The following is a 25,376-nucleotide window of genomic DNA, read 5'->3' as shown; positions in this document are numbered from 1 at the left end:
CTCTCTCCCGCTCAAATCTTCTTGGCCTGGGGGTAGCGCGCCTGCGCCACCACCGAGGACGGGTTGAGGTTGCCGATATTGCCGCTTTCCTTGCCCGCTGCGGGGTCGATGGCGGCGTTGATCAGCGTCGGTTTGCCGGAGGCCAGCGCCTCTTCGATGGCCTGGCGCAGCTCGTCGGGGTTCTTGGCCCAGACCCCCACGCCGCCGAAGGCTTCCATCATCATGTCATAGCGGCTGTCCTCGACGAAAACCGTGGTGGCCGGGTCATCGCCGCCGCCCCAATTCTCGCCATCGCCGCGATAGATGCCGTTGTTGTTGAAGATCACGATGCAGACCGGCAGCTTGTAACGGCAGATCGTCTCCACCTCCATGCCGCAGAAGCCGAAGGCGCTGTCGCCCTCGACGGCCAGGACCTGCTTGCCAGTTTCCACGGCGGCGGCCACTGCGGCGCCCATGCCGATGCCCATGACACCCCAGGTGCCAACGTCAATGCGGTGGCGCGGCTTGTGGATGTTGACGATCGAGCGACACATGTCGAGCGTATTGGCGCCCTCGTTCACGAGTATGGTCTCGGGGCGCTTGTTGACCGCTTCCTTGATCACGCCGAGGGCCGCGAAGTAGTCCATCGGATCGTTGTTGTTCTGCAGCTTGTTGGCCATCTTTTCCATGTTGCCGGTGGCCTTGGTGTTGACCTGGTCCAGCCAGTCTTTCGGCGGCGCGATGCCTTCGCTTTCCAAGGCGTCGATCAGGGCCTGCGCGCAGGACCCCACATCGCCAACCAGCGGCGCCGCGATTTCCACGTTGCTGTCCATTTCCTCGGGATCGATGTCGATCTGGATGAACTTCTTCGACCCAGGCTCGCCCCACTGCATGCCCTTGCCGTGACTGAGCAGCCAGTTGATCCGCGCGCCCATCATGATGACGGCGTCGGATTCCTTCAGCACCAGCGACCGCGCGGCGGCGGCACATTGCGGATGGGTGTCGGGCAGGATGCCCTTGGCCATGGACATGGGCAGGAACGGCAGGCCGGATTTCTCGACCAGTTCCTTGATCACGTCGTCGGACTGGTCATAGGCCGCGCCTTTGCCGATTACGATCAGGGGTCGTTTTGCCTCTTTCAGAACGTTGACGGCGCGCGCCACCGATTCTTTCGACGGGGTCTGGCGCGGCGCGGGGTCGATCACCTTCACCAGGCTCTTCTTGCCTTCTTCGCCATCCATGATCTGGCCCAGCATCGCGCCGGGTATATCGAGGTAGACCCCACCGGGACGGCCCGAAACCGCGCTGCGGATGGCCCGCGCCACGGCGATACCGATATCCTGCGCATAGTTCAGGCGATAGGCGGCCTTGCAGAAGGGACGCGCCATCGCAAGCTGGTCCATCTCCTCGTAGTCGCCTTGGGCGAGGTCCACGATCTCGCGCTCCGACGAGCCCGAGATCAGGATCATCGGCCAGCAGTTCGTCGTGGCATTGGCCAGCGCGGTCACGCCATTAAGGAAACCCGGCGCCGAGACGGTCATGCAGACGCCCGGCATCTTGGTCAGGAACCCGGCGACGGAGGCGGCATAGCCCGCGTGCTGTTCGTGCCGGAACGAGATCACCCGCATCCCCTGCGCCTGCGCATACCGTCCCAGGTCCGTGATCGGGATCCCCGGCACGTTATAGATCGTCTCGATCCCGTTCAGCTTCAGCGCGTCGATCAGAAGATGAAACCCGTCGGTCAGCGTTTCCGGAGCCGTCTCGGCCCGCGCGACGAGGTCATCGGTCATCTGGGTCACACCCATGGTCTTCCTCCCTGTTCGAGGCCCCGTTCGGCCCCTTTAGTACTCATTCCCTGTTAGCTGGCCTTGGCGCCTCCCGCGCCGACAGCCAGTTCGAAATTGCTCCATGTGCGACTGACGTGGGTGTGCAACCGCATGGTGTGCTCTCGGACGAGACGTTCGGACAGATCGGCATCCCGTGCCTCGATCGCCTCGATGATTTCTGCGTGATCGACGACCGACCGCCGCACGCGGTTGCCCTCGCCCATCGCCCGGACGCGCACCGCGTTCATGTGCAGAAAGAGGCCATCAGCCATCTTCCGCAGCATCGTGCAGCGCGAAATCTCGAGGATGCGCTGGTGAAAGCGGATGTTGTCGTCGGAATATTCCGAGATGCGCGTGTCGGCGAGCTCGTCGTTGTACTTGGCCGCGATGGTGCGCAGGCTGGCGATCTCGCGGTCCGTCGCGTGTTCGCAGGCCAGACGCGCGGCCATGCTTTCCAGTGCCGCCCAGGCCACGATCATGTCCAGGATGTCGTCCAGGCTCTTGCGCTGCACGAAGACACCCTTGCGCGGCTGAACCTCGACCAGGCCGTCACGCTCCAGACGGGCCACTGCCTCGCGCAGGGGTGTCCGGGACACGCCCAGCTGCTCGGCCAGGTTGCGCTCGTCAAGGCGCAGATCGGTCGCGGCATCGTAGATGTTCATCTCGGTGATCGCAGTCCGAAGCATTTCGTAGACGTGGTCCTTCAGCGTGAAGTTCGAAGGCACAGGTTTCAGCTTCATGCGCCCTCTCCGATCTCAAGTTGCGCGGCGTCATTTGCGACGTTGGTATACCATACACAGCATACCTAGCTCGACAAACGGTTTTTCTGTTCTGCACGAAAATTCAGCGGAATAAGGCCGATTTTTCAATGGAAATGTCCAATTAAATCATTGAATCTATTGTGCTTATTGATCTCCAAAAAAAATCTGTCCGATCCATCAACCCAAGTTATCGAATACCGAAATCTCGCAGGTTGCGATAAGGAGATATTGCTGGTATCTGGTATTCCACACGGTCACAGCACCGAGCCAGAAAGGACCTGTTTTTGCTTATCCGCGCCGACGAATCAGCCCTCATCGTCATCGACATGCAAGAGCGCCTCGTCCCTGCGATGCAGGCTCCGGCCCGGACGATTCGCAACACCCGGACGCTGTGCGCCGGGGCGCGCGAGATGAACATTCCCATCGTGATGACCGAACAATATCCCAAGGGCCTTGGCAAGACCGTGCCAGAGCTGGAGACGCCGGACGCCACAGTGCTGCCGAAGATGCATTTCTCCTGCATGGAAGACGAGGGATTCGCCGCGCATTTCCGCAGCCTGGACCGCAAGCAGGCGGTGATCGCGGGGATGGAGGCGCATATCTGCGTGGTCCAGACCGCCGCCAGCCTGATCGAGGACGGCTACGAGGTTTTCGTCGTCTCCGACGCCACCGCTTCGCGCACACTGGAAAGCGAGGCGGCCTGCATCGCCCGCCTGAGCGCCTGTGGCGCCGGCATCGTGACCACGGAAATGGTGGTGTTCGAGTGGCTCGGCCGCGCCGGGACGCCAGAATTCAAGAACTTGTTGCATCTCATCAAGTAGACAAAAGCATCGGGAGGAGCTTTGAGACTATGAACATCCATGAATACCAGGCGAAGGCCTTGCTGCGCTCTTACGGGGCGCCTGTCTCGGACGGGCGTGTCGTGTTGCGCGCGGAGGAGGCGAAGACGGCGGCGGGCGAGCTTGACGGTCCCGTCTGGGTGGTCAAGGCGCAGATCCATGCGGGCGGCCGCGGCAAGGGCAGCTTCAAGGAGGAAGGCGCCGGCGACAAGGGCGGCGTGCGCATCACCAAGTCGGTGTCCGAGGCCGCCGAGGAAGCCAAGAAGATGCTGGGCCGCACGCTGGTGACCAAGCAGACCGGCGACGCCGGCAAGCAGGTGGGCCGCATCTATATCGAGGAAGGCGCGGCCATCGCCAAGGAGTTCTACCTGGCGCTTCTGGTCGACCGGGTGACCTCCCGCGTCAGCTTTGTCGCCTCCACAGAGGGCGGCATGGACATCGAGGAAGTGGCCGAGAAGACGCCCGAGAAGATCCTCAGCCTGAGCGTCGATCCCGCCACCGGCTACCAGCCGTTCCACGGCCGCCGCATCGCCTTCATGCTCGAGCTCGAGGGCGCGGCGGTGAAGCAATGCGTCAAGCTGATGGGCACGCTCTACCAGATGTTCCTCGAGAAAGACATGGAGATGCTGGAGATCAACCCGCTGATCCTGACCGAGGGCGGCGAGCTGAAATGCCTCGACGCCAAGATGGGGTTCGATTCCAACGCCATCTACCGCCACTCGGACATCGCCGAGCTGCGCGACACCACCGAGGAAGACCCCAAGGAGCTGGAGGCGTCGAAGTACGACCTCAACTACATCGCGCTCGACGGCGAGATCGGCTGCATGGTCAACGGCGCGGGCCTCGCCATGGCGACGATGGACATCATCAAGCTCTACGGCGCCGAGCCGGCGAACTTTCTCGACGTGGGCGGCGGGGCCACCAAGGACAAGGTGACCGAGGCGTTCAAGATCATCACCTCCGACCCGCAGGTGAAGGGCATCCTGGTCAACATCTTCGGCGGCATCATGCGCTGCGACGTGATCGCCGAGGGCGTGGTCGCCGCCGTGAAAGAGGTCGGGCTGCAAGTCCCGCTGGTGGTCCGGCTCGAAGGCACCAACGTGGAGAAGGGCAAGGAGATCATCAACAACAGCGATGTTGACGTGATCGCCGCCGACGACCTCAAGGACGGCGCGCAGAAGATCGTCAAGGCCGTCAAAGGCTGAGCCTCGTAGGGTGGGTTTTTAACCCACCTTTCCCAAGATTGAATTAAGGAGAACGCCACAATGGCCGTCCTCGTCGACAAGAACACCAAAGTCATCTGCCAGGGCCTGACCGGCTCGCAAGGCACCTTCCACACCGAACAGGCCATCGCCTATGGCACCCAGATGGTCGGGGGCGTCACCCCCGGCAAGGGCGGCCAGACGCATCTCGACCTGCCGGTCTTCAACTCGGTCCACGAGGCGATGCACGAGACCGGCGCCAACGCCTCGGTCATCTACGTGCCGCCGCCCTTCGCCGCGGACTCGATCCTCGAAGCCATCGACGCCGAGATCCCGCTGATCGTCTGCATCACCGAAGGCATCCCTGTGCTGGACATGATGCGCGTCAAGCGCGCGCTCGAGGGCAGCACATCCACCCTCATCGGCCCCAACTGCCCCGGCATCATCACGCCCGACGCCTGCAAGATTGGTATCATGCCCGGCCATATCCACAAGCGCGGCTCGGTCGGCGTGGTCTCCCGCTCCGGCACGCTGACATACGAGGCCGTGAAGCAGACGTCGGATGTGGGCCTCGGCCAGTCGACCTGCGTGGGCATCGGCGGCGACCCGATCAAGGGCACCGAGCATATCGACGTGCTGGAATGGTTCCTGGCCGATGACGAGACGGAATCCATCATCATGATCGGCGAGATCGGCGGTTCGGCCGAGGAGGACGCCGCGCAGTTCCTCAAGGACGAGGCCAAGCGCGGCCGCTCCAAGCCCTGCGCGGGCTTCATCGCCGGCCGCACCGCGCCTCCGGGCCGCCGCATGGGCCACGCCGGCGCCATCGTCGCCGGCGGCAAGGGCGGCGCCGACGACAAGATCGAAGCGATGAAATCCGCCGGCATCACCGTCGCCGAATCCCCCGCGGGGCTGGGTGAGGCCGTGCTGAAAGCGATCGGAAAATAAGCATCGAGCGGCGGGCCGGGACCCGATCCTGGCCCGCTGGTTCTGCGGCGGCACGACCTCGCAAACGGATGTTCGTACCAAGGTCGCTCCTTACGGGGGCTAGCGCCATGGGCGAACACACAGCATAATCACCTCATTGACATGGCTTTTGTTCTTGGTATACCAAACACCAAGAAGCCATCGCAGAGGGGAGGCCGCGCATGCTGCTTGCAGAGTACCAGTCCAAGGAGTTGCTGGCCCAGTACGGCATGTCCGTGCCGCCCGGCAAGATGGCCCGCACCGCGGACGAGGCGGAGGCCGCGTGCGCCAACATCCCGGCGCGCAAGTTCGTCGTGAAGGCGCAGATCACGTCCGGTGCCCGCGGGCTGGCGGGCGGCATCAAGTTCGCTGCCACCGCCTCTGCTGTCAGGGACGAGGCGGCCAAGCTCTTGGGAAAGCAACTGGTCACGCACCAGACCGGCGCCACGGGCGAGACGGTCCACGCCGTCTATGTCGAGGCCGACGTCAAGCATGACGCCCAGTATTACATCGCCTTCGCGCTCGATCCTGACACCGGCGCGCCGCTGCTCGTCGCCTCTGCCGATGGCGGGGTGGAGTTTGAGCAGAAGGCGCAGATGAACGCCAGCGAGGTCGCCAAGCACAGCCTGACCGGCACCCCGGACACCGATCGTACCGGGCTGACGGAGTTCCTTTCAGGCATCGGCATGACGGACGAAAAAGCGGTCGAGCAACTGTTGTCGGCCTGCGAAGCCTTCATCGAGAACGACATGGCCCTGCTGGAAATCAACCCCTTCGTGCGCACGCCCGACGGCACATGGATGGCGATCGACGCCAAGGTCGCGCTGGACGCCAGCGCCGCCTTCCGGCACCCGGAATGGGACTCGATGGTCTCCGGCGAGGGACTGCCTGCCGTGGAGACCACCGCGCAGAAGAGCAATATCAACTTCGTCAAGCTGACCGGCAACCTGGGCGTCGTGGTCAACGGCGCGGGCCTGGGCCTGGCCACCAACGACATGATCATCGACGCGGGCGGCAAGCCTGCCAACTTCATGGATATCCGCACCACGGCCACCAGCATGGACATCGCCCGCGGTGTCGAGTTGTTGCTTCAGGAACCATCGGTCACCGCCATCCTGCTGAACGTGCACGGGGGCGGCATGACCGTCTGCGACACTGTCGCCGAAGGCGTCAACTTCGCCTATTCGCGCAACAAGGGCAGCAAGCCCGTGATCGCGCGGCTGGCGGGACAGAACGCGGAATGGGGCCAGCGCATCCTGGTCGACCGCAAGGTCCCGGTCGAGATTTGCAGCTCCATGTCCGAGGCCGTCAACCGCGCGGTCGAAATCGCATCCAAGGGGGCACGCTGATGGCCATTCTCGTCGACGAAAACACGCGCCTTCTGGTGCAGGGCATGACGGGCCGCGCCGGGACCTTCTATACCGACCAGGCGATGCGCTATGGCACGAACTGTGTCGCCGGCGTGCGTCCGGGCCGCGGCGGCACCTCGCACCTGGGGCTGCCCGTCTTCCATACCTGCGCCGAGGCGGTCAAGGAAACGCAGGCCAATGCCAGCCTCGTCACCGTGCCGGCCCCCAAGGCGGCGGAAGCGATGATCGAGGCGATCGAGGCCGAGATCGGCGTCGTCGTCTGCATCACCGAACGCGTGCCTCAACATGATATGCGCCGCGTGAAAGACGCGCTCAAAGGCTCCGACACCGTCCTGATCGGCCCCAACAGCCAGGGCATCCTGACACCGGGCCAGTGCAAGATCGGCGTGATGCCGACCGTCGACGCCAAGCCCGGGCACATCGGGATCGCCTCGCGATCGGCCTCGCTGACCTCCGAGGTTCTGGCCAATTGCAGCGCCGCGAATCTGGGGCAATCGACCACGGTGGGCGTCGGCGGCGACGTGCTGCACGGGATCGGCTTCGTCGGCTGCCTGGAACGGTTCCGCGAGGATGACGACACCAAGGCGGTCGTCCTGATCGGCGAGATGGGCGGACGCGAGGAAGAACTGGCCGCCGAATACCTGTCGGCGGTCGATTACGGCAAACCCGTGGTGGGGCTGGTGGTCGGACGCCACGCGCCTGTCGGACGCCGTATGGGCCACGCGGGCACGCTTTCGGTCTTCGGGAACCTCTCGGCGGACGAAAAGATCTCGCTTCTGCGCGACGCGGGCGTCGTCATCGCCAAGGATGCCGGCGACGTGGTCGACACCGTGACGTCCTGTCTGTCCTGAGCGCCGTCACGCGTCCGGGTATTTCGTAGCCCGCTACGTGGACAGAGGCCGCGCGCGGGCGCCGCTGGTCTGACGCCGTCGAGGCCCATCCTGCCGCCACGGCCGCACCCCCCTGCCCGGTTCAGAGGATCTGGCTGAGAAACTCTTTCGTCCGAGGATCGCTGGCCTGGTCGAAAAAGGACGATGGCGGTCCATGCTCGACGATGACGCCCCGGTCCGTGAAATAGACCTGGTCGGCCACCTCGCGGGCGAACCCCATTTCATGCGTCACCAGGATGCAGGTCATCCCGTCGGCGGCCAGTTCCTTGATCGTGACCAGAACCTCCTTGACCGTTTCGGGGTCAAGCGCGGCGGTTACCTCGTCGAACAGCATCACCTCGGGCCGCATGGCAAGCGCCCGGGCGATTGCGACACGTTGCTGTTGTCCGCCGGACAATTCGCCGGGATAGGCGTCTTCCTTGCCCTCCAGCCGAACCTTCTGCAAGAGCCCGCGCGCGCGTTCGCGCACGGTGTCGCGGTCCTCGCGCAGCACCTTGAGCGGCGCCATCATGATGTTTTCCAGCGCCGTCTTGTGGGGAAACAGGTTATACTGCTGAAACACGATCCCGACCTCGCGGCGCAGCGCCAGCGTGTCGAGCTTGGCATCGTTCACCTCGATCCCGCGCACGGTGATCGAGCCCGAGTCGATCGGATTGAGCGCGTTGATGCAGCGGATCAACGTCGACTTGCCCGAGCCCGACGGACCGATGATGCAGATCACCTCGCCGCGGTGAACGGTCATCGAAACGCCCTTGATCACTTCCAGATCGCCGAAGGACTTGTGCACGTCCGTCATGACGACAATCGGCTCTCCCAGTTGATGTTGGGTCATTGGAAAGCTCCTTAGAATTTCACCGAGACGCGCCGTTCCAGCCAGATGGTCAAACGTGCGATCGGGTAGCAATAGGCGAAGAACAGCACCAAGGCGAAGCCGTAGAACGGCACCAGCAGTTCCGGCTGGTTGTCTTCGGCGCTCATCGCCTGGCGGCTGAGGGTGATGATCTCCTCGACCCCCAGAAGCGAACAGAGCGGCGTTGCCATGGTCAGGATGGCGTACCAGTTCATCCAGGGTGGGATCATCCGCTTGAAGCATTGGGGCAGGATGATCTCATAGAGGATCTGCCGCCGGGTGAAGCCCAGCGAATCCGCAGCTTCCCACTGACCGGACGGCACGGACAACACGGCCCCCCGCACGATCTCCGAGATGTTAGCCATCACCGGCAGGGACAGCCCGAAGACCGCCTTCATCCAGGCCGGGATGCGGACCGTCTGGCCAAAGAGGTTCAGCTCGTAAGGCAGCGCCAGCAACACGATGAAGAGCAGGACCAGCCAGGGGGAATTGCGGAAAAGCTGCGTGACGAACCACGCCAGTTTCCGCACCACGCCGACCCGGGATATCTGCCCCAGCCCCAGCATCACGCCCAGCGTCGTGCCGATCAGCATCGAGAACAAGGAGATCACGATGTTGAACAGGAACCCCTGGGTGACGAGGAACGGCATCCAGCGCCAGAGCGCGGCAAACGCCTCGCCCATTGCCATGCCCGACTGCGCCAGCGCCGCGGTGGGCCACAGCACCATCAGCACCGCAACCCAGCGCAGGCGCAGCCCGGCCAGCCAGCGGGTGTGATAGAACGCATCGTAGGGCGCGCCTTCCATGCGGAAGGGCTTGAGCACCGGCAGGTCGGTCTTGTCGAAGGTCATGGCCATGTCAGGTGCTTCCGTATCCGGGGATCTTCAGGCTGCGTTCCCAGCTGTTCATCCCCATCACCAGGATGCCCACCAGCCCGATATAGGCCACGAACAGAAGCAGCATCGTCGGATATTGAGCCGACGGATAATCCGACCAGATCGAAACGCTTTCATACAGCAGTTCCGGCACCGCGATGGCATAGGCCTGCGTGGTCGTCTTGACCAGGTTCACAAGGTTGTTGTTCAGCGCCGGCAGGCAGATGCGCAGGCTGAGCGGGAAGACAACGTAGGAAAACGTCTGCGTGCGCGTGAAGCCCAGCGATTCCGAGGCTTCGACCGTGCTGTCCGGCACCGCCTCCAGCCCCGCGCGGAATATCTCGACATTGAAGGCGCCCGCGAAGAACGACAGCGAGATGATCGCCCAGCCCACGTTCGAGATGATCGGCACCTCGAGCCAGCCATCGGGGCTGTAGGACGGCGTGAACTGGCCCAGCGCGAAATAGAAAAACAGCAGCTGAACCATCGGCGGCGTGTTGCGGAAGAACTGGATGTATCCCTGCACGCAGGCCCGGCCAAAACGGTTCTTCACCCCCAGCAGCCACACGCCCACGACCCCGATGATAACCGAGAAGATCACGCAGGCCACCGACAGCCACACGGTATAGTACAGGCCGGAAAGGATCCGGCCTGCTTGTCGTTCGTCGTAGAGCCAAATGAAATTCCAGCGCGGGTATTCGGCCGCGAGGTCCTGGAAATAACCCGCGATGTCGATCATGCAGGCTTACTCTTCGGCCAGGTGGTCGGCCATCTTCTCGGACATGGTCTGAAGGTATTGCGTCGGCTTGATGCCCCACTTCTCCTCCAGCTCGATCAGCGTGCCGTCGCGGTGCCAGTTGTACTGCACGCCCGACATGAAGTTGCCGAAGATGCAGTCCTCTTCGGCCTTGGGCACGGCAAGGCCCCAGGGCGCGTCGTCTTCGGACGCCAGCGGCATCTCGAAATCGTCCCAGTTGCCAGAGGCGATGTCGGACCCGATCGAGCTGTCGTCATAGACGAAGGCCACGCATTTCTTGTCGCGCAGCGCCTGTTTGGCTTCGGCCGTGCCCGAGAACGCCACCACTTCGATGTCGTAACGGTCCTCGACGATCTTGTTGTAGAACGCCCCCTGGATGCCGCAGACGGGCTTGCCCGAAAGATCGCTCCACTCGGTGAATTCCAGCGCCTTGGGCGCCATCACGTTCGTACCCGAGGTATAGTAGTTGGGGCCGACGATGCCCACGATCTCGCGCCGGTCGGGGCGGTCGGTCATTGTGGCGATCATCAGGTCGATCTGACCTTGTTCCAGAAACTGCATCCGGTTCGACGACACGACCGGCACCAGTTCCAGCTCGACGCCCATCTTGTCGGCCACGTCCTGCGCCATGTCCACTTCCATGCCGACGACATTGCCGTCGCTGTCGCGAAAGCCCCAGGGCTTGTAGTCGGCCTTGACGCCCACCGTCAGCGTGCCGCGTTCCATCACCTTCTTCCAGGTTTCGTTGGTGCAGTCCTGCGCGGTGGCGGTGCTTGCGATGGCGCCCAGCGCGGCGCTGCCGAGAATCGCCCTCATGATCGGTTTCGTCATAACAGTCTCCCCATTGGTGTTTTAAGATTGGTTAATGCCGGCAGCTTGGTGCGTCGCTCGCGTTGCGTCAACCACTCCCATTCCAACGACCCCGGGGTCTTTGCCCGCTGCAACCTTTTCAGGCAGACCAAGGGCTTGTCCGCCCATCCACGCCTCAGGCAGCTTGCTTAGGCACATCCTAACCAAGCCTAAGGGACGTTTTTCTTTCGCGGCCGCCGGGGTCGTGGCACCACTGTGCAACCCCTTTGCGAAAGGTACGACATGACGGACTATATCGACACACTCGTGGTCGGCGCCGGTCAGGCCGGGATCGCCATGAGCGAGCATCTCAGCCGTAACACCATCCCGCATCTGGTCCTGGAAAAGCACCGCATCGCCGAGGCGTGGCGCACCCGGCGCTGGGACTCGCTGGTGGCGAACGGCCCGGCCTGGCACGACCGGTTCCCCAACATGGAATTCACGGCCTCGCACCCCGAAGCCTTTCCGCCCAAGGAAGAGGTGGCCGGTTACATGGCCGATTACGCAAGGATGATTGACGCCCCCATCCGCACCGGCGTCGAGGTCACCCGGCTGGAGCGCAACGAAGGCCGCCCCGGCTTTACCGTGACCACCTCGGACGGCGTGATCGAGGCCGGTTCGGTCGTGGCCGCCACCGGCGCGTTCCAGCATCCGGTGATCCCCGACATCGTCCCGGGCAGCGCGGGCGTGACGCAAGTGCACTCCGCCGACTACCGCAACCCCGAGGCCTTGCCCGAGGGGGCCGTGCTGGTGGTGGGTGCCGGATCCTCTGGCGGGCAGATCGCCGACGAGTTGCAACGCGCGGGCCGCAAGGTATTCCTTTGCGTCGGGCCGCATGACCGCCCGCCGCGCATGTACCGGGGCCGCGACTATTGCTGGTGGCTGGGCGTTCTGGGCCTGTGGGACGTCCCCGCCAAGGCGCCGGGCACCGAGCATGTAACAATTTCGGTCAGCGGCGCCGAAGGCGGCAAAACGGTGGACTTCCGCAGGCTGGCCCACGCGGGCATGACGCTTCTGGGCCGCGCCAACGACTTCAAGGACGGCAAGCTGATCATCGGCGACGACCTGCAGGCCAACATGAAGGCGGGCGACGATTACTACATCGACCTGCTCGACCAGTGCGACGCCTATGCCGCGCGCCACGGCCTCGACCTGCCGGAGGAGCCGCAAGCGCGAGAGTTCCTGCCCGACCCCGACTGCCTGACCAACCCGGTCCGCACGCTGGACCTTGCAGCCGAAGGCATCGGCACCCTCATCTGGGCCACCGGCTATCGCCAGGATTTCTCTTGGATGAAGGTCGACACGTTCGACGCCCAGGGCGCGCCAATTCACAATCGCGGCGTGTCGCAAGAGCCGGGCATCTACTTCCTCGGCCTGCCCTGGCAGTCGCGGCGCGGTTCGACCTTTATCTGGGGGGTGTGGCACGACGCGGCGCATGTCGCCGACCAGATCGCGATCCAGCGCACCTATCGCGACTATCGCCCTATGCCCAGTGCCGCCGCAGCCGAATGACCGGAGCCACAGTATGACCCTTGCCAAGCCCATCGCCAACCCGATCGACGCCCTGCGCGCCAATGTCTCGGCGCCGTTCGAGCAGGCCCGCGCCATGCCGCCCGAGGTCTACGAAACCGACGCGTTCCTGCAGGCCGAGATCGAGCATATCTTCCGCAAGGAGTGGTTCTGCGTCGGGCGGGCCGACGCGCTGGCCAAGCCGGGCGACTACGTCACCTGCGAGCTGGCCGACCAGCCCGTCATCGTGCTGCGCGACCGCGAGGGCGGCCTGAAGGCCTTTTCGAATGTCTGCCGCCACCGCATGTCGACGCTCCTGCACGGCCGCGGGCATACGAAATCCATCGTTTGCCCCTACCACGCCTGGACCTACAATCTCGACGGATCACTGCGCGGCGCGCCCGCCATGTCCGGCAATTCCGGCTTCTGCAAATCCGACTACGCCCTGCCCGAGATCCGCTGCGAGGAATGGCTGGGCTGGGTCTTCATCACCCTGAACCCGGAGGTCGAGCCCGTCGCCTCCCGCCTGTCGGAACTGGAGCGGATGATCGCCGGCTACGACATGACCAACTACACCGAGACCTTTTTCGAGGAGCATGTCTGGGACACGAACTGGAAGGTGCTGGCCGAGAATTTCATGGAAAGCTATCATCTGCCGGTCTGCCACGCGGGCACCATCGGCGGCCTGTCCAAACTCGACGAGATGGTCTGCCCTCCGGGTCACGACGCCTTCAACTATCACACGATCCTCAAGGACGACTCCCTGCGCATCGCCATGGCGCACCCGAGCAACACGCGCCTGGAGGGCGATGAGCGCCGCATGACCTATCTTATCGCGGTTTATCCCAGCCTGATGATCACCCTGACCCCGGGCTATTTCTGGTATCTCAGCCTGCATCCCGAGGGGCCGTCGCAGGTGCGCATCCGGTTCGGCGGCGGCATGTCGAACGATTACGCCGGCGACGCCGAGGCCGAGCAGAACCTGGCCGATCTCAAGGCCCTGCTGGACGACGTCAATATCGAGGATCGCGGCTGTACCGAGAAGGTCTATCGCGGGCTTTGCGCCGACGGGGCCGAGCCGGGGCACCTGTCGCATCTCGAACGGCCCAATTTCGACTTCGCGCAATACCTGATGAACCGGATCGACCCCGGCTTCGAGCCGAAACTCTGACAGCGCAGGCAAGCGGCCTGACATCCCCGCCCTTATCGGCTATGGCCAAACCATCACATGTAACGGAGCAGCCCCGCATGGCCCACACCCGCATCCGCAAGTTCAACACCTCGGACACCTACCCGGAACAAAGCCTCGACAACGACCTGTGTCAGGCCGTGGTGACCGAAGGCTCGGGCAAGATCGTCTGGCTGCGCGGCCAATGTCCGCAGAACCTGGATGACGCCAAGAATATCGACAGCCACGACCCGGTCGAGCAGACCCACAAGGTGATGCAGAACATCCGCCAGCTGATCGAGGAGGCGGGCGGCGATATGAGCCACCTGGTCAAGGTCGTGGTCTACATCACCGATGTTCGCCACCGCGAGGCGGTCTACAGGACCATGGGCGAATACATCAAGGGCGTGCACCCGGTGTCCACCGGCTTGGTGGTGCAGGCGCTGGCCCGACCGGAATGGCTGGTCGAGATCGACGGCACGGCGGTGATCCCGGCATGACATTTTCCCTCGTCGCCCGCTGCGCCGAGACCGGCATGTTCGGCATCGCCATATCGTCGTCGTCGCCCGCCGTCGCGGCGCGCTGTTCCTACGCGCGGGCCGGCGTTGGCGCTGTCGCCTCTCAGAACGTGACCGACCCGACGCTTGGCCCCCTCACACTCGACCTGATGGAAAGCGGGTTGTCCGCGCCCGACGCCATCGCAGTGGTGCAAAAGCGCGGCGCCTTCATCCAGTACCGTCAGGTACTGGCCGTCGACGCCGAGGGCCGCACCGCGATCCATTCCGGCCCCAACTCGCTGGGCATCTGGACCCAGGCCGAAGGGCCCGACGTGGCCTCGGGCGGCAATCTTCTGGCCAACGAGGACGTCCCCGCCGCCATTGTCGCGGGCTTCACCGAGGCCAGGGGCCATATCGGCGACCGCCTGCTGGCGGCCATGCGCGCCGGGCTTGCGGCAGGGGGCGAGGCCGGGCCGGTGCATTCGGCGGGCATGAAGATCGTGGACCGCGTCGCCTGGCCGGTGGCCGACCTGCGCTGCGACTGGACCGAGGACTGCCCGATCGAGGCTATCGCCGCCGCATGGGCCGTCTACAAGCCCCAGATCGACGCCTATGTGCAACGCGCGCTCGACCCGCGCGAGGCGCCGTCCTACGGCGTGCCCGGCGACGATTGAGGCACTGGACGACGACCCGCGAAAACGCCACCATGGCCGGACCCAGCAAGAGCCCGCCCATGCCCCTCAGGTTCACCCTGCGTCAGCTAGAGTATTTCGTCACCGCCGGGGAAAGCGGCAGCATCGCCGCGGCCAGCCAGAAGCTGAACGTGTCCTCGCCGTCGATTTCCGCCGCCATTTCCCAGCTCGAGGCAGAGCTTGGCCTGTCGCTGTTCGTGCGTCAGCACGCCCAGGGGTTGCGCCTGACGGAGGCGGGCCGCACCCTTTCGGCACAGGCGCAGACGGTGCTGAGCGAGGCGACCGAACTCACCCGCCTCGCTGGCGCCGTGTCTGGTACAGTGCAGGGGCCGCTTCGGGTCGGTTGCCTTGTGACCTTCGCCCAGATCGTCCTGCCGAGCCTGCGCCGCAGCTTCGAGGCCCGCTATCCCGATGTCCGCATGAGCCAGGTGGAACTGACCCAAAGCGACATCTTCGCGGGTCTGCGCCGTGGCGAGATCGACCTGGCCCTGACCTATGACATGACCCTGCCTGCCGACCTTGAATTTCATCCGATCCGCGACCTCGCGCCGTTTGTCCTTTTGCCCCCGGACCACCCGCTTGCGGGGCGAGACAGCCTCACGGTGCGCGACCTTGCTCCGCATCCGATGGTCCTGCTGGACCTGCCGATGAGCGCCGATTACTTCCTTGCCTTCTTCACCCGTGCCGACCTGCGCCCCACCATTGCCGAGCGGACCCGCGACATGGCCGTGATGCGCAGTCTCGTGGCCAACGGGTTCGGCTATTCCATCGCCAACTTCCGGCCGCTCAATACCACCGCGCCCGATGGCAAGCCTCTCAGCTTCGTTCCGCTGACGGGCGATATCGCCCCCATGGCGATGGGCGTACTGGGCTTGCAGGGGCTGACGAACAGCCGGACAAGCGCCGCGTTTCTCGACCATTGCAGGGCCGAACTGCCCGCCGCCGATGGTTCGTGAGGAACCGGACGTGCCGGGACAGCGGCGACCTTGCCTGACGCCCCCACGTGTCAGGCTGCGCAGCGCCGGGCGAAGCTCAGGATCATCGCGTGGCACGCCTCCAGTTCCGCGACCGTCAGGTATTCCTCGGGTCGATGCGCGCGCGCCATGTCGCCGGGGCCGCAAATGATCGACGGAATCCCCGCTTGCTGGAACAACCCCGCTTCGGTGCCGAAACTCACGGCCGCGGCCGGGGTTTGGCCCGAGACCTCCGTCACCATGCCGGCCAGCGCGTCGCTGGCCTCCAGCGCGAGGGGCGGATAGGTCGACAGCCACGTGGCCTCGACGCCGGCGGTTTCCGCCGCGGCCAGGACCGGCGTCAGAAGCGCACGAGGATCGGCGCCCGCGATGGCGCGGGCCTCGACCTCCGCCTCGGCACGCTCGGGAATGATGTTCAGCGCCTGCCCCCCTGCGATGGTGCCCACCTGAAGGCTGGACCAAGGCGGGGCGAAACGGTCGTCCCGCGGGCCATCCTCCTGCAATGCGCGGGCCTGAGCTTCGGCCGCGGCCAGAACCGGCAGCAGCTTGTGAATCGCGTTCTCCCCCAGATCCGGGCGCGCGCTGTGGCCCGCCCGCCCCGTCGCGCACAGCCGCAACGCGGCCTTGCCCTTGTGGGCCAGCACCGGCACCAGGCCCGTGGGTTCTCCGACGATGCAGCCAAGCGGCGGCGCGCACAATTCGGGCAACGCCTCGATCAGGTGCGGCACGCCGCGACATCCGGCCTCTTCGTCATAGGACAGCGCGATGTGTATCGGCACCTCCGGGGCCAGCGACACCATGTCCGGTGCGGCCGAAAGCACCGCGGCGACGAACCCTTTCATGTCGCAGGCCCCCCGCCCGATCAGCCGATCCCCCGCGTGGCGCAGCGTGAAAGGGTCGGCCTGCCATTCCGGCTCTTCTGCCGGAACCACGTCGACATGGCCCGACAGGACATAGCCGGGCCGTTCCGCGTCTCCGATCGTGGCGAAAAGATTGGCGCGGTCGCCTTCCGGCCCGATGAGAACGCGGCAGGCGATGCCATGCCCCTCCAGCCAGTCGGCCACCGCCTCGATCAGCGACAGGTTCGGTCGGCCGACAACGCTGTCGTATCCAACAAGGGCTGTGAGCGTATCCCGCGGCGTTCGTGAAAACGGCATGGTCCGGATGCCTCCTCTTGCAGGGCGAAGCAAAGACATGCCAAATCCTGGCACAAAACGAAAGGGGCCGCCGCATCCCCGCACCCAGCGCATGGCTTCGAGGGGCGCGAGGGACGAGCGACAGTCCCGACAGCCGTCTTCGCAGCATGGGCCGTCGTCATTCGGCGCCGGGTCAATCGGTCAACGCGCCCGTCGGACGCGGATTTTCCAGCGCCCGGTCGCGTTGACCTGGACGTGGTAACGCCCCGGCATCTCGATCAGGAAATACCCCTGGCCCTTGCCGCCCCTATGCAGGTTCTGCACCACCTCGACGCGCTCATTCAACAGGTAGACCACCATTACCGCGTCGCTGCTTTCAAAGGTCATCAGGCGCGGCGTGGCAACATCGAATTGCGGCGTCACCCCGCTGCCCGACCCGGTGAATTCCTCGGCATCCTCCGCCGCCGCCAGTTCGTCGAAACACGCCAATCGCCTGGCGTCGGACGCGATGTCACGGCAGGCATTCAGGCCGGCCGCAACAGGGTCGGCCAAGACCTGGGACGGGGCAAGCCAGCCAATAATCAGGGCGCACGCGCCTACCAGTCGACCGGACATCCCTGGCAGTTCTCCATGTGCGCGCCTTCCCAGATCGCAAACCGGATGTTGTTGTCCTCCATCACGGCTTCGGCAAGGTCGGCATTGTAGAATTTCGTTTCCTGCAGGTTCGACGCCCGGATCGTGGCGCCGACCAGCCGGACCTTCGGCGCCCACGAGGCCTCCATCGAGGCCGCGGTCAGGTTCGCCCCCTGAAGCTCGGCACCGGCCAGGCGGGAAAAGTCCAGGTTCGCGCCGGTAAAGTCGGCGTCGGTCGCCGTAATCCCCTGCATGAAGGATTTCGTCAGAACCGCACCGCGCAGGTCGGCGCCGGTAAAATCCACTCCCTTCAGGACCGAGCCCGACAGGTCGGCCCGCGTCAACTTCGCGCCGCGCAGGTTCGCTCCGGTCAGCTGCACGCCCCGAAGATCGGCATGGGACAGGTCGACACCCGGACAGTCCGCACCGGGTTCGAGCGTACAGTTGCCGATCACCAGCGGACCTTCGCGCGGCGCGTCCGTGTCCACGACCACGGGATAGTCCCGCGCGCCCGGTTCCAATGGCGTGTCAAAACGGGTCTCGGCGGAGGCGGCGGCGGCGATCGCCAGGGGCAGGACCCAAACCGCACAAAAGCTGGCCTTCAGCATTCACTCTCTCCTTGCACAGGGTGAAAGGCGGCTTCATGCCGCCCTTCCTTGTTTGCCTTACTGTGCGCTCGCAAGAAGTTCGTCCGGCACCTCGAAGACCCAGAACGATCCCCCCTGGCTGACCTGCGCGGTCAGTGTGGCCATGTCACCACCCCAGAGCGGAACCGCACCGCCATATCCCGACGCGATACCGAGATACTGCTTTCCCTCCATCTCCCTTGTGATGGGCTGCGAAATCACGCCGGACCCTGTGTTGAACTCCCACAGTTGCTCGCCGGTCTCGGAATGGAAGCCTTTGACATAGCCGTCAGAGGTGCCGGTGAAGACCACATCGCCAGCCGTCGCCAGCACGCCGGCCCAGAGCGGGAACTCCTCGTTATGCTCCCAGACCTTCTCGCCGGTCGCCGGATCATAGGCCCGCAGCGTGCCGATGTGATCATCGTAGAGCCGCTTGATGCGGGACCCTTGCCCCAGATAGGCCCCGCCGGCCTGGTAGGTGATGTTCTCGGTCCAGTAATCCTCGGTCCAGTTGTTCGCCGGCACGTAGAAGAGGCCGGTGTCCTGGCTATAGGCCATCGGGTTCCAGTTCTTGCCCTGCTGGATCTCAACCTGCCGGATTCCGACGGGCTAGACAGCCTGTTGAGGGTGAGGAATGCGGCGGCGAGGCCGATATCCTGATCGTGTCGTCCATCACCGACAGCAAGATCATCGGCGCGGCCATCGAGGTCGGCGCGGCCGGCTATGTTCCCAAGCACAGTCAACGCGCGGTGTTCCAGGCGGCCCTGCGGGCGATCTCCGAAGGGCGGACATTCCTGCCCGAGGGCTTCATCTTCAATGTCTCCAAGTGCCCCGGCGACAAGCCTACACCGTTGGAACGACTGCAAAACCTGACCGAGCAGCAAGCCCGTATCCTGAGGCTGATCTGCAAGGGCAAGCTGAACAAGCAGATCGCCTTCGATCTTCCGATCAGCGAAGCGACGGTCAAGGCCCATGTCACCGTCATGATGCGCAAGCTGGGGGTTCAAAACCGGACGCAGGCCGTTCTGATCGCGCAGTCCGCTAAGTTTGACAACCTGTCTGCCCCATGACGTAATTCACCGGCCCTGACGCGGGGGCCCACAAGCAAGACTAGGCATGAGATGGACGAAAAGAACGGGAGGTCGTCCGCTCATGGGGAGGAGGGCACGCTCGACGCGGTTCGGGCGCGGCCTGGATCATCTGAAGCGGCATCGCAGGCGCTGTCTCGGGCGGCCCGGCAGGGCGCATCGCTGATGCGGTCCGCCCATGTCGCATCCGATGCGCCCGACGCGGTCACGCAGCTTTTTCGCGACCTTGGTGACGATCTGGCGCTTGCCATCCTGTTCGTCTCGCCCCGCGCGGATTTTTCCGCGGCGATGGATGAAGCAAACCTTCTGTTTCCGGGCACGCAGGTCCTTGGGTGCACCACCGCCGGCGAAATTGCCGGCGGCTATGTCGAGGACGGCATCGTGGGCATCGGCCTGCCGCGAAGCCATTTTGAGGCCAGTGTCGTTACCATCGAGAACCTCGACGAGACCGCACCCACGGCCCTGATCGAGCACATGATCCGGACCCGCCGGGACCTGGAAAAAGACAGCCCCGATTTCGAGAACGAATTCGCATTTCTTCTGGTCGACGGAACATCCCTGCGCGAGGACGCGCTGATGAACGTGCTGGCCCGAGGCCTCGGACCGGTACCGCTGTTCGGAGGCTCCGCCTGGGACGGCACGCGGTTCAGGCAAAGCCTGTTCTACCGCGATGGAAAGGTGCAGAAGAACGCCGCACTGCTGACCTTTTTGCGGACCCGCTGCCCTATCAAGGTGTTCAGCTTCAACCACCTCGACCCCGCCGATCAACGCATGGTCGTCACCCGTGCCAACGCCGCCGCGCGCCGCGTGCAAGAGATCAACGCCGCCCCCGCCGCGCGGGAATACGCGCGCATCCTCGGCAAGGACCAGACCCAGCTCGACCCGTTCACCTTTGCAGCCCATCGGCTCGTCGTGCGCATCGGCGGCCGGTATCACGTGCGGTCCATCCAGCAGGTCGACGGCGACGACCTGATCTTCTTTTTCGCAATAGACGAAGGCGTCGTCCTGACCCTGGCCGAACCGCGCGAGATCGCGCAGACCCTCGCCGAAGACTTCGAAACCCTGAACCACGGCGGCCGGCTGGACAGCATTCAGGCCTGCGATTGCATCCTGCGCCGGATCGAAGCCCACCAGAAACAGCGCAGCCTTGCCGTTTCGGAGGTTCTCAGGCGCAACCGCGTCGTCGGCTTTTCCACCTACGGCGAACAGTTCGGCGCCATGCATGTCAACCTCACCATGACCGGCGTTGCGATCTATGCGCCCGAGGACGACTGACGATGTTTGACAATCTCGTCGATCCGCGCGAACCGCTCGAAGTTCAGTTCGAACGCCTACGCGCCATCAGCGCCGTCCTCATGCGCCGCGTCGAGAGCCACGCCGATCGGGACGGTGCGGCATATGCCCAGTTCGAACGTGCCGTGGTGCTCGAGGATCAGGTCCGCTCCCGCACTCAGGAACTGGAGCGTGCCCTTGATCTTCTGAACGAATCCAATGAACGCCTGTCCGCCGCGAACAACGAGGTCGAGGCCGCCCGCCGCGACCTGTCGGATGCGATCGAAGCGGTGCAGGAAGGCTTCGCACTCTTCAACGAAGAAGACGTGCTTTTGCTGTTCAACCGGCGCTTCTGCTGGCAGATGCCGGATGTCCGCGCAAGGCTGAAGCCCGGCCTCAGATTCGACGAATATGTCGAAATCGTCAGTCAGAGCCGGGCCTTGTACCTGCCACCCGATACGGACAGCGGAGAGTGGGTGAACGGCCGGCTGGGCCGGCACCGCCAGGAACACATGATCTTCAACCTGGCGCTCAAGGACGATCGCTGGCTGCAGATCTCGGAGCATCGCACCGCCAACGCGGGAACAGCGATCATCCAGACCGACGTGACCGACCTCATGCGCACCGAGCGCGAGCAGCGCGAGCGGCTTCTGGACAGTCAAAGCCGCATGATCCGGGCCACGCTGGACCATCTTGACCAGGGGGTGGCGATATTCGACGCCAAGGCGCAACTCGCGGGATGGAACAGCCGCCTCAAGACCCTGACGGCCTTGTCGCCGCACGCCTTTGGCCTCGGAATGCCCTTCGCTCACATGGCCGAACATCTCTCGCAGAACTTTCACATGGCCAACCGCGAAGAGGAACGGCGCCTGGCGTTATGGGTCCGTGGCTCGACACCCCGTTCGCCGATCTCGTTCGAACTCACCCAAACCGCGACCGGCCGAATTCTCGACATGTTTTCCCAGCGCCTTCCCGACGACGGCTTCATCGTCTCTTTCACCGACATGACCGCCGAACGGCGCAACGCCCGCGACCTGGTGCGCGCAAACGAAGAACTCGAGGCCAGGGTCGCCGCCAGAACCATCCGCGAAGAGGATCGCGGCGTGATCTTCGAGGAATTCAGGAGATTGAACCGCTGCGCGTCGGCCGCCGAGGGCATGGGGCTCGGTCTCGCGATCGTGGAACGGGCCTGTGCGCGCCTAGGACACAGGATCAGCCTGCGCTCACAACCGTACCGGGGCAGCGGGTTCATCGTGACGCTGCGCGGCGCGGCGCAGCAGACCCAGGCAAACGCCGCATCGCGGGGGCTTCCGGAACTTCCCGTCGCAAACCTGCCCCCAAGCCTGCTGGTTCTGATCGTCGACGACGATGACGGAATACGCAACGCTCTGGTCGCGCTGCTCGAACGCTGGGGTGTCAGCGCCCTGGACGCCGCAAGCTTGGCCCAGGCGAGCGCGCTTCTCGACGAAGTGGACATCATTCCTGACGCCATCATCATGGATTATCAGCTGGGGAACGCGGAAAACGGGCTCGACACGGCCCTCGCCCTCCATGCGTGCTACGGCCCCTGCCCGACCTGCGTGATCTCCGCCAACCGCTCGCCATGGTTGAGAAGCGAATGCGCGACCGAAGGCTGGACGTTCATTCCCAAGCCTGTTCCCGCCCGCGAGCTTCTGGGCTTTCTGGCCGTTACCGGCAACCGATCCGACTGAAATGCGACAGATGCGGCGTGGCACGTAACGCCGAGGTCTTTTCGTCTCGCGCCCCCAGGCGACATTGATGCAAAAATGCCAGACCGGCCTGTGCTTGGCACCGCAGGGACCTTGCGCTTTGCGCGCAGCGCCTTAAACGTCTCGGCAGAACCGCCAGGGAAGCATGACCGCACGTACCCAGCTTCGACACGATTGAAATGGGACACAGTCATGTACCTCTCTCGCCTCGGCATTCTGCTGATCACGACCGCTTTTCTTCCCGTGCCTGCCGCCTTTGCGCAGGACGCCGACGACGCCACTTTCCTCGGAACGATCCGCATCGGCTCGCCGGAAGCGCAAGCGCTTCTGGGCAATGACGAGATCTCGGAAGAAGAGATCGAACAGCGCAATCCGCAATCGATCCGCGACGTGTTCGACGGGGAAACCTCGGTCACCACCAGCGGCGGCGCGGCGATTGCCAACAAGGTCTTCGTCAACGGCGTCGAGGAAAGCCTGCTGTCGGTCACAATCGACGGCGCACGGCAGAACAAGTCGGCGTTTCACCACACGGGCAACGTGCTGATCGACCCCGCACTGCTGAAATCGGTCGAGGTCAGCAAGGGCCTGGCGCCGGCGGATGCGGGACCGAACGCGCTGGCCGGGTCGCTGGCCTACGAGACCAAGGACGCCGCCGACCTTTTGGCGGATGGCGACAATTTCGGCGGCATGACGACGCTGACCTTCGGAACGAACGAGGACCAGGTGCGCGCCGGGCTGACGCTCTTCGGGCGCAGCGGCGGGTTCGAATACCTGCTCAGCGGCACGCGGTCGGACAGTGGCAGCTACGAGGATGGCAGCGGCGTGACCGTTCCCGGCTCGGAGGCGGATCTGACCAGCTACCTGGGCAAGTTCGCCTATACGTCGCCCACGGGGCACCGTCTGGAATTCGCGGCGTCCCAGACCGAGGACACCGGCCTGCGGGCCGGTCAGGCGGGGCCGGGCGGCATCATCTTCATCCGCCCCGACTTCGCAGGCGTCACCGGACGGCCCAGCGTGCTCGTGCCGGCCCTGTCGAAGCGCACGTCCTATACGCTGACCTATACCAGGGACAGTGCCACGGACTGGTTCGATCCCTTCTTCCAGCTGAGCTACAACGAACAGGAGATCGACGCGTCGGGCGTGTTCGGCAAGAACGAAAGCTTCAGCGGGACGTTCAAGAACCGCTTCGCCATCGCCGGCGGGGACCTGTCGGTGGGTGTCGATTTCTTCGACGAGTCCGCGTCGGGCTTCGGCCGCGGTCCGGGCGCGTTCGGCAGTTCCGGGCGAGAGGATCACTGGAACATCGGGATTTTCGCGCAGGCGCGGCAGGATGTGGGCGAGCGCGTCTCGGTGTCCTATGGCGCGCGTTACGACTGGCAGGAGTTCGAGGCCGCCAACGGACAGACCTTCAAGGATGACGACTTCAGCGCCAACGGCTCGGTCGATTTCAAGATCACCGACGCGCTGACCCTGAACGCGGGTTACGCCCACAGCTGGGGCGGGTACGAGCTGGGCGAGGCGGCGCTGATCAATTTCGGCGCGCCGTGGACCTATGCCGGGTTCACCACGTCGCGCTCGGATGCGGGCCGGATCGGCCTGCGCTACGAGCGGGGACCGTGGCAGCTGAGCGGTGCCTACTTCGAAACCTACGTGAACGACATCAACGCCGTGCTGCCCTCGGGCGGCGACCGGGGTGAGATTGCCGACCTGTCCTCGAAGGGCTGGGAAGCGTCGGTCGGGTACACCTGGACCAACGCGTTCATCCGCGCCAACTATACCGATGCGGATGTGGACCTGAACAGCACGACAATCGGCTCGACCGCCTATTACCTTGGCCGCCCGGTCGGCAAGGCGATCGCACTGGAAGGCGCTGTCGACATCACCAACGAGTGGACCCTCGGCGGCACGGCGGAAATTGCATTCAAGAACCGCGACACGCCGGTGCCCCTGTCGGGCTACGAGGTCGCCAACCTCTACGCGACCTACACGCCAAGCAGCTTCGACCGGTTGCAGATGCGGCTGGACGTGCGCAACATCTTTGACGCGACCTACACCAGTCGCTCGTCGGACGGGGCCGGGCTGGGTAACGTGATCGCGTTGACGGAACCGGGCCGCTCGGTCAGCCTGACGGCAAACCTCGAGTTCTGATGCGCCCTGCAAGGACCTGACGTTCCGTTTTTCGGAACAGACGGTCACGCGAGGCAAAGACCCCGATCCAATGCAAAAGACAGCCACCGCCGCGCGCGGTGGCTATTCCGGCGCACATGAACCGCGGCATTGCGCCCGTCGCGATGAGTGCTGCATTCGCCATCCAAGTCATCTTCGGGCGCCTTCCAAACCTTCCCTGCGGGCGTACGGCCCGCGTCCCGCTGGATGCACGGCTCTTCTTGAGCAATAGGATCGTGCAGCCGCATCATCGTTCAGAATGGCATATCGGTCGTATGCACCATCACGCCATCAGCATCCGAACCACCCTCCTTCGCGCGCGTGCGCAGGATTTCGAGGATTTTTTGCAGGCGTCAAACCGCTAGGAGCGGAGATGGACAAAGTGAAGTTCGCGTCACGTGACACCGTCGAGCAGATCGAAGAGGGATATGACCTGGCGCCGAAATTCGGCCCGGACGGCCTGAGGCCCTGCATCACGTCCGATGCAAGGTCCGGGCAGGCGCTCCGATGTGTGATCGTGAAAGACAGCCACGTTGTCGGAGAGGCCGCGACCGCAAGGTTCTCATGTGTCGTGGGAGGCAAGGTGGGCGAAAGTGATCAGCAGATCCTTTCGTGACGCGCCGCGAACCTTCCGGCACGTTCAGCGTGTCAAGCGCATGATCCGGTGGCACCTTGGGGCCGGGATTCAATGCCTCGCTTCCGTGCCCGAGACTTACTGCAC

At 64.4% G+C, this 25,376-nt stretch carries 26 protein-coding genes; 16 read left to right on the top strand and 10 right to left on the bottom strand.

The window, feature by feature from the left end:
* Positions 1-11 precede the first annotated feature (11 nt).
* Together oxc and ACQY4V_RS00670 are read right to left on the bottom strand one after the other, a co-directional pair.
* Positions 12-1,784 carry an oxalyl-CoA decarboxylase gene (oxc, locus tag ACQY4V_RS00675; RefSeq protein ID WP_428515035.1) on the bottom strand — a complete coding sequence of 591 codons (1,773 nt, stop codon included), beginning with the start codon at positions 1,782-1,784 and terminating at the stop codon, positions 12-14.
* 53 nt (positions 1,785-1,837) lie between these two features.
* Entirely contained in the window at positions 1,838-2,545 is a 708-nt protein-coding gene (locus ACQY4V_RS00670; protein ID WP_152491349.1) for a GntR family transcriptional regulator, read from the bottom strand.
* 347 nt (positions 2,546-2,892) lie between these two features.
* On the opposite strand from ACQY4V_RS00670, the gene ACQY4V_RS00665 reads away from it, so the two are divergent.
* The 5 genes from ACQY4V_RS00665 (at position 2,893) to sucD (ACQY4V_RS00645) (ending at position 7,794) form a co-directional block, all read left to right on the top strand.
* Positions 2,893-3,387 carry a hydrolase gene (locus ACQY4V_RS00665; protein ID WP_428515034.1) on the top strand — a complete coding sequence of 165 codons (495 nt, stop codon included), beginning with the start codon at positions 2,893-2,895 and terminating at the stop codon, positions 3,385-3,387.
* 29 nt (positions 3,388-3,416) lie between these two features.
* Positions 3,417-4,610 carry an ADP-forming succinate--CoA ligase subunit beta gene (gene sucC / locus ACQY4V_RS00660; protein ID WP_428513284.1) on the top strand — a complete coding sequence of 398 codons (1,194 nt, stop codon included), beginning with the start codon at positions 3,417-3,419 and terminating at the stop codon, positions 4,608-4,610.
* A 60-nt stretch (positions 4,611-4,670) separates the two neighbouring features.
* The gene (gene sucD, locus ACQY4V_RS00655; protein WP_428515033.1) at positions 4,671-5,555 is read left to right on the top strand and encodes a succinate--CoA ligase subunit alpha; all 885 of its coding nucleotides are present in this window, start codon (positions 4,671-4,673) and stop codon (positions 5,553-5,555) included.
* Positions 5,556-5,755: 200 nt separating this feature from the next.
* A complete protein-coding gene (locus ACQY4V_RS00650) occupies positions 5,756-6,922 on the top strand; it encodes a succinate--CoA ligase subunit beta (RefSeq protein WP_428515032.1) in 1,167 nt (388 codons plus the stop codon).
* Entirely contained in the window at positions 6,922-7,794 is an 873-nt protein-coding gene (gene sucD / locus ACQY4V_RS00645; protein ID WP_428515031.1) for a succinate--CoA ligase subunit alpha, read from the top strand. The genes ACQY4V_RS00650 and sucD (ACQY4V_RS00645) overlap by 1 nt, the downstream gene beginning before the upstream one ends.
* A 121-nt stretch (positions 7,795-7,915) precedes the next feature.
* Here sucD (ACQY4V_RS00645) and ACQY4V_RS00640 read toward each other — a convergent pair whose 3' ends face one another.
* From ACQY4V_RS00640 to ACQY4V_RS00625, 4 genes are read right to left on the bottom strand one after another with little or no spacing between them, the layout of a single operon-like run.
* Positions 7,916-8,665 carry an amino acid ABC transporter ATP-binding protein gene (locus ACQY4V_RS00640; RefSeq protein WP_428515030.1) on the bottom strand — a complete coding sequence of 250 codons (750 nt, stop codon included), beginning with the start codon at positions 8,663-8,665 and terminating at the stop codon, positions 7,916-7,918.
* Between the two features lie 11 nt (positions 8,666-8,676).
* A complete protein-coding gene (locus ACQY4V_RS00635) occupies positions 8,677-9,540 on the bottom strand; it encodes an amino acid ABC transporter permease (protein ID WP_428515029.1) in 864 nt (287 codons plus the stop codon).
* Between the two features lies 1 nt (position 9,541).
* Positions 9,542-10,297, bottom strand: a complete 756-nt coding sequence (locus tag ACQY4V_RS00630; RefSeq protein ID WP_428515028.1) for an amino acid ABC transporter permease — start codon at positions 10,295-10,297, stop codon at positions 9,542-9,544.
* 6 nt (positions 10,298-10,303) lie between these two features.
* Entirely contained in the window at positions 10,304-11,146 is an 843-nt protein-coding gene (locus ACQY4V_RS00625; protein WP_152496424.1) for a transporter substrate-binding domain-containing protein, read from the bottom strand.
* Between the two features lie 261 nt (positions 11,147-11,407).
* On the opposite strand from ACQY4V_RS00625, the gene ACQY4V_RS00620 reads away from it, so the two are divergent.
* The 5 genes from ACQY4V_RS00620 (at position 11,408) to ACQY4V_RS00600 (ending at position 15,986) form a co-directional block, all read left to right on the top strand.
* The gene (locus ACQY4V_RS00620) at positions 11,408-12,676 is read left to right on the top strand and encodes a flavin-containing monooxygenase (RefSeq protein WP_428515027.1); all 1,269 of its coding nucleotides are present in this window, start codon (positions 11,408-11,410) and stop codon (positions 12,674-12,676) included.
* 13 nt (positions 12,677-12,689) lie between these two features.
* Positions 12,690-13,844: an aromatic ring-hydroxylating oxygenase subunit alpha gene (locus tag ACQY4V_RS00615; RefSeq protein ID WP_428515026.1), complete on the top strand. Its 1,155-nt coding sequence runs from the start codon at positions 12,690-12,692 to the stop codon at positions 13,842-13,844.
* 77 nt (positions 13,845-13,921) lie between these two features.
* Entirely contained in the window at positions 13,922-14,341 is a 420-nt protein-coding gene (locus ACQY4V_RS00610; protein WP_428515025.1) for a RidA family protein, read from the top strand.
* Positions 14,338-15,012 carry a DUF1028 domain-containing protein gene (locus tag ACQY4V_RS00605; RefSeq protein ID WP_428515024.1) on the top strand — a complete coding sequence of 225 codons (675 nt, stop codon included), beginning with the start codon at positions 14,338-14,340 and terminating at the stop codon, positions 15,010-15,012. The genes ACQY4V_RS00610 and ACQY4V_RS00605 overlap by 4 nt, the downstream gene beginning before the upstream one ends.
* Positions 15,013-15,044: 32 nt before the next feature.
* Positions 15,045-15,986, top strand: coding sequence for a LysR substrate-binding domain-containing protein (locus ACQY4V_RS00600; RefSeq protein WP_428515023.1), 942 nt, complete (start codon positions 15,045-15,047; stop codon positions 15,984-15,986).
* A 50-nt stretch (positions 15,987-16,036) separates the two neighbouring features.
* On the opposite strand, the gene argE is transcribed toward ACQY4V_RS00600, so the two are convergent.
* The 4 genes from argE to ACQY4V_RS00580 form a co-directional block, all read right to left on the bottom strand.
* The gene (gene argE / locus ACQY4V_RS00595; RefSeq protein WP_428515022.1) at positions 16,037-17,161 is read right to left on the bottom strand and encodes an acetylornithine deacetylase; all 1,125 of its coding nucleotides are present in this window, start codon (positions 17,159-17,161) and stop codon (positions 16,037-16,039) included.
* Positions 17,162-17,341: 180 nt separating this feature from the next.
* Complete coding sequence (locus tag ACQY4V_RS00590; protein ID WP_428515021.1) at positions 17,342-17,692, bottom strand: hypothetical protein; 351 nt, start codon at positions 17,690-17,692, stop codon at positions 17,342-17,344.
* Between the two features lie 44 nt (positions 17,693-17,736).
* Positions 17,737-18,381 (bottom strand): pentapeptide repeat-containing protein, encoded by a 645-nt coding sequence (locus ACQY4V_RS00585; protein ID WP_428515020.1) that lies wholly within the window; start codon positions 18,379-18,381, stop codon positions 17,737-17,739.
* Between the two features lie 57 nt (positions 18,382-18,438).
* On the bottom strand, positions 18,439-18,957 hold the full coding sequence (locus tag ACQY4V_RS00580; protein ID WP_428515019.1) for a PQQ-binding-like beta-propeller repeat protein: 519 nt from the start codon (positions 18,955-18,957) through the stop codon (positions 18,439-18,441).
* A 104-nt stretch (positions 18,958-19,061) separates the two neighbouring features.
* On the opposite strand from ACQY4V_RS00580, the gene ACQY4V_RS00575 reads away from it, so the two are divergent.
* The 6 genes from ACQY4V_RS00575 (at position 19,062) to ACQY4V_RS00550 (ending at position 25,271) form a co-directional block, all read left to right on the top strand.
* The gene (locus ACQY4V_RS00575; protein ID WP_428515018.1) at positions 19,062-19,469 is read left to right on the top strand and encodes a response regulator transcription factor; all 408 of its coding nucleotides are present in this window, start codon (positions 19,062-19,064) and stop codon (positions 19,467-19,469) included.
* 183 nt (positions 19,470-19,652) lie between these two features.
* Entirely contained in the window at positions 19,653-20,762 is a 1,110-nt protein-coding gene (locus ACQY4V_RS00570) for an FIST N-terminal domain-containing protein (RefSeq protein WP_428515017.1), read from the top strand.
* A 2-nt stretch (positions 20,763-20,764) separates the two neighbouring features.
* Positions 20,765-22,471 (top strand): PAS-domain containing protein, encoded by a 1,707-nt coding sequence (locus tag ACQY4V_RS00565; RefSeq protein WP_428515016.1) that lies wholly within the window; start codon positions 20,765-20,767, stop codon positions 22,469-22,471.
* 210 nt (positions 22,472-22,681) lie between these two features.
* Complete coding sequence (locus ACQY4V_RS00560) at positions 22,682-24,637, top strand: TonB-dependent receptor domain-containing protein (RefSeq protein WP_428515015.1); 1,956 nt, start codon at positions 22,682-22,684, stop codon at positions 24,635-24,637.
* Positions 24,638-24,753: 116 nt separating this feature from the next.
* A complete protein-coding gene (locus tag ACQY4V_RS00555; RefSeq protein WP_428515014.1) occupies positions 24,754-25,020 on the top strand; it encodes a hypothetical protein in 267 nt (88 codons plus the stop codon).
* 8 nt (positions 25,021-25,028) lie between these two features.
* Positions 25,029-25,271, top strand: a complete 243-nt coding sequence (locus tag ACQY4V_RS00550; RefSeq protein ID WP_428515013.1) for a hypothetical protein — start codon at positions 25,029-25,031, stop codon at positions 25,269-25,271.
* The last annotated feature ends 105 nt before the right edge of the window (positions 25,272-25,376 follow it).

The organism is Roseovarius sp. (assembly GCF_965277045.1).
In the GTDB taxonomy this organism is placed as follows: Bacteria; Pseudomonadota; Alphaproteobacteria; order Rhodobacterales; family Rhodobacteraceae; genus Roseovarius.
The sequence above is the reverse complement of the archived record's forward strand: the minus strand, read 5'-3'. Positions and strand labels throughout refer to the sequence as shown.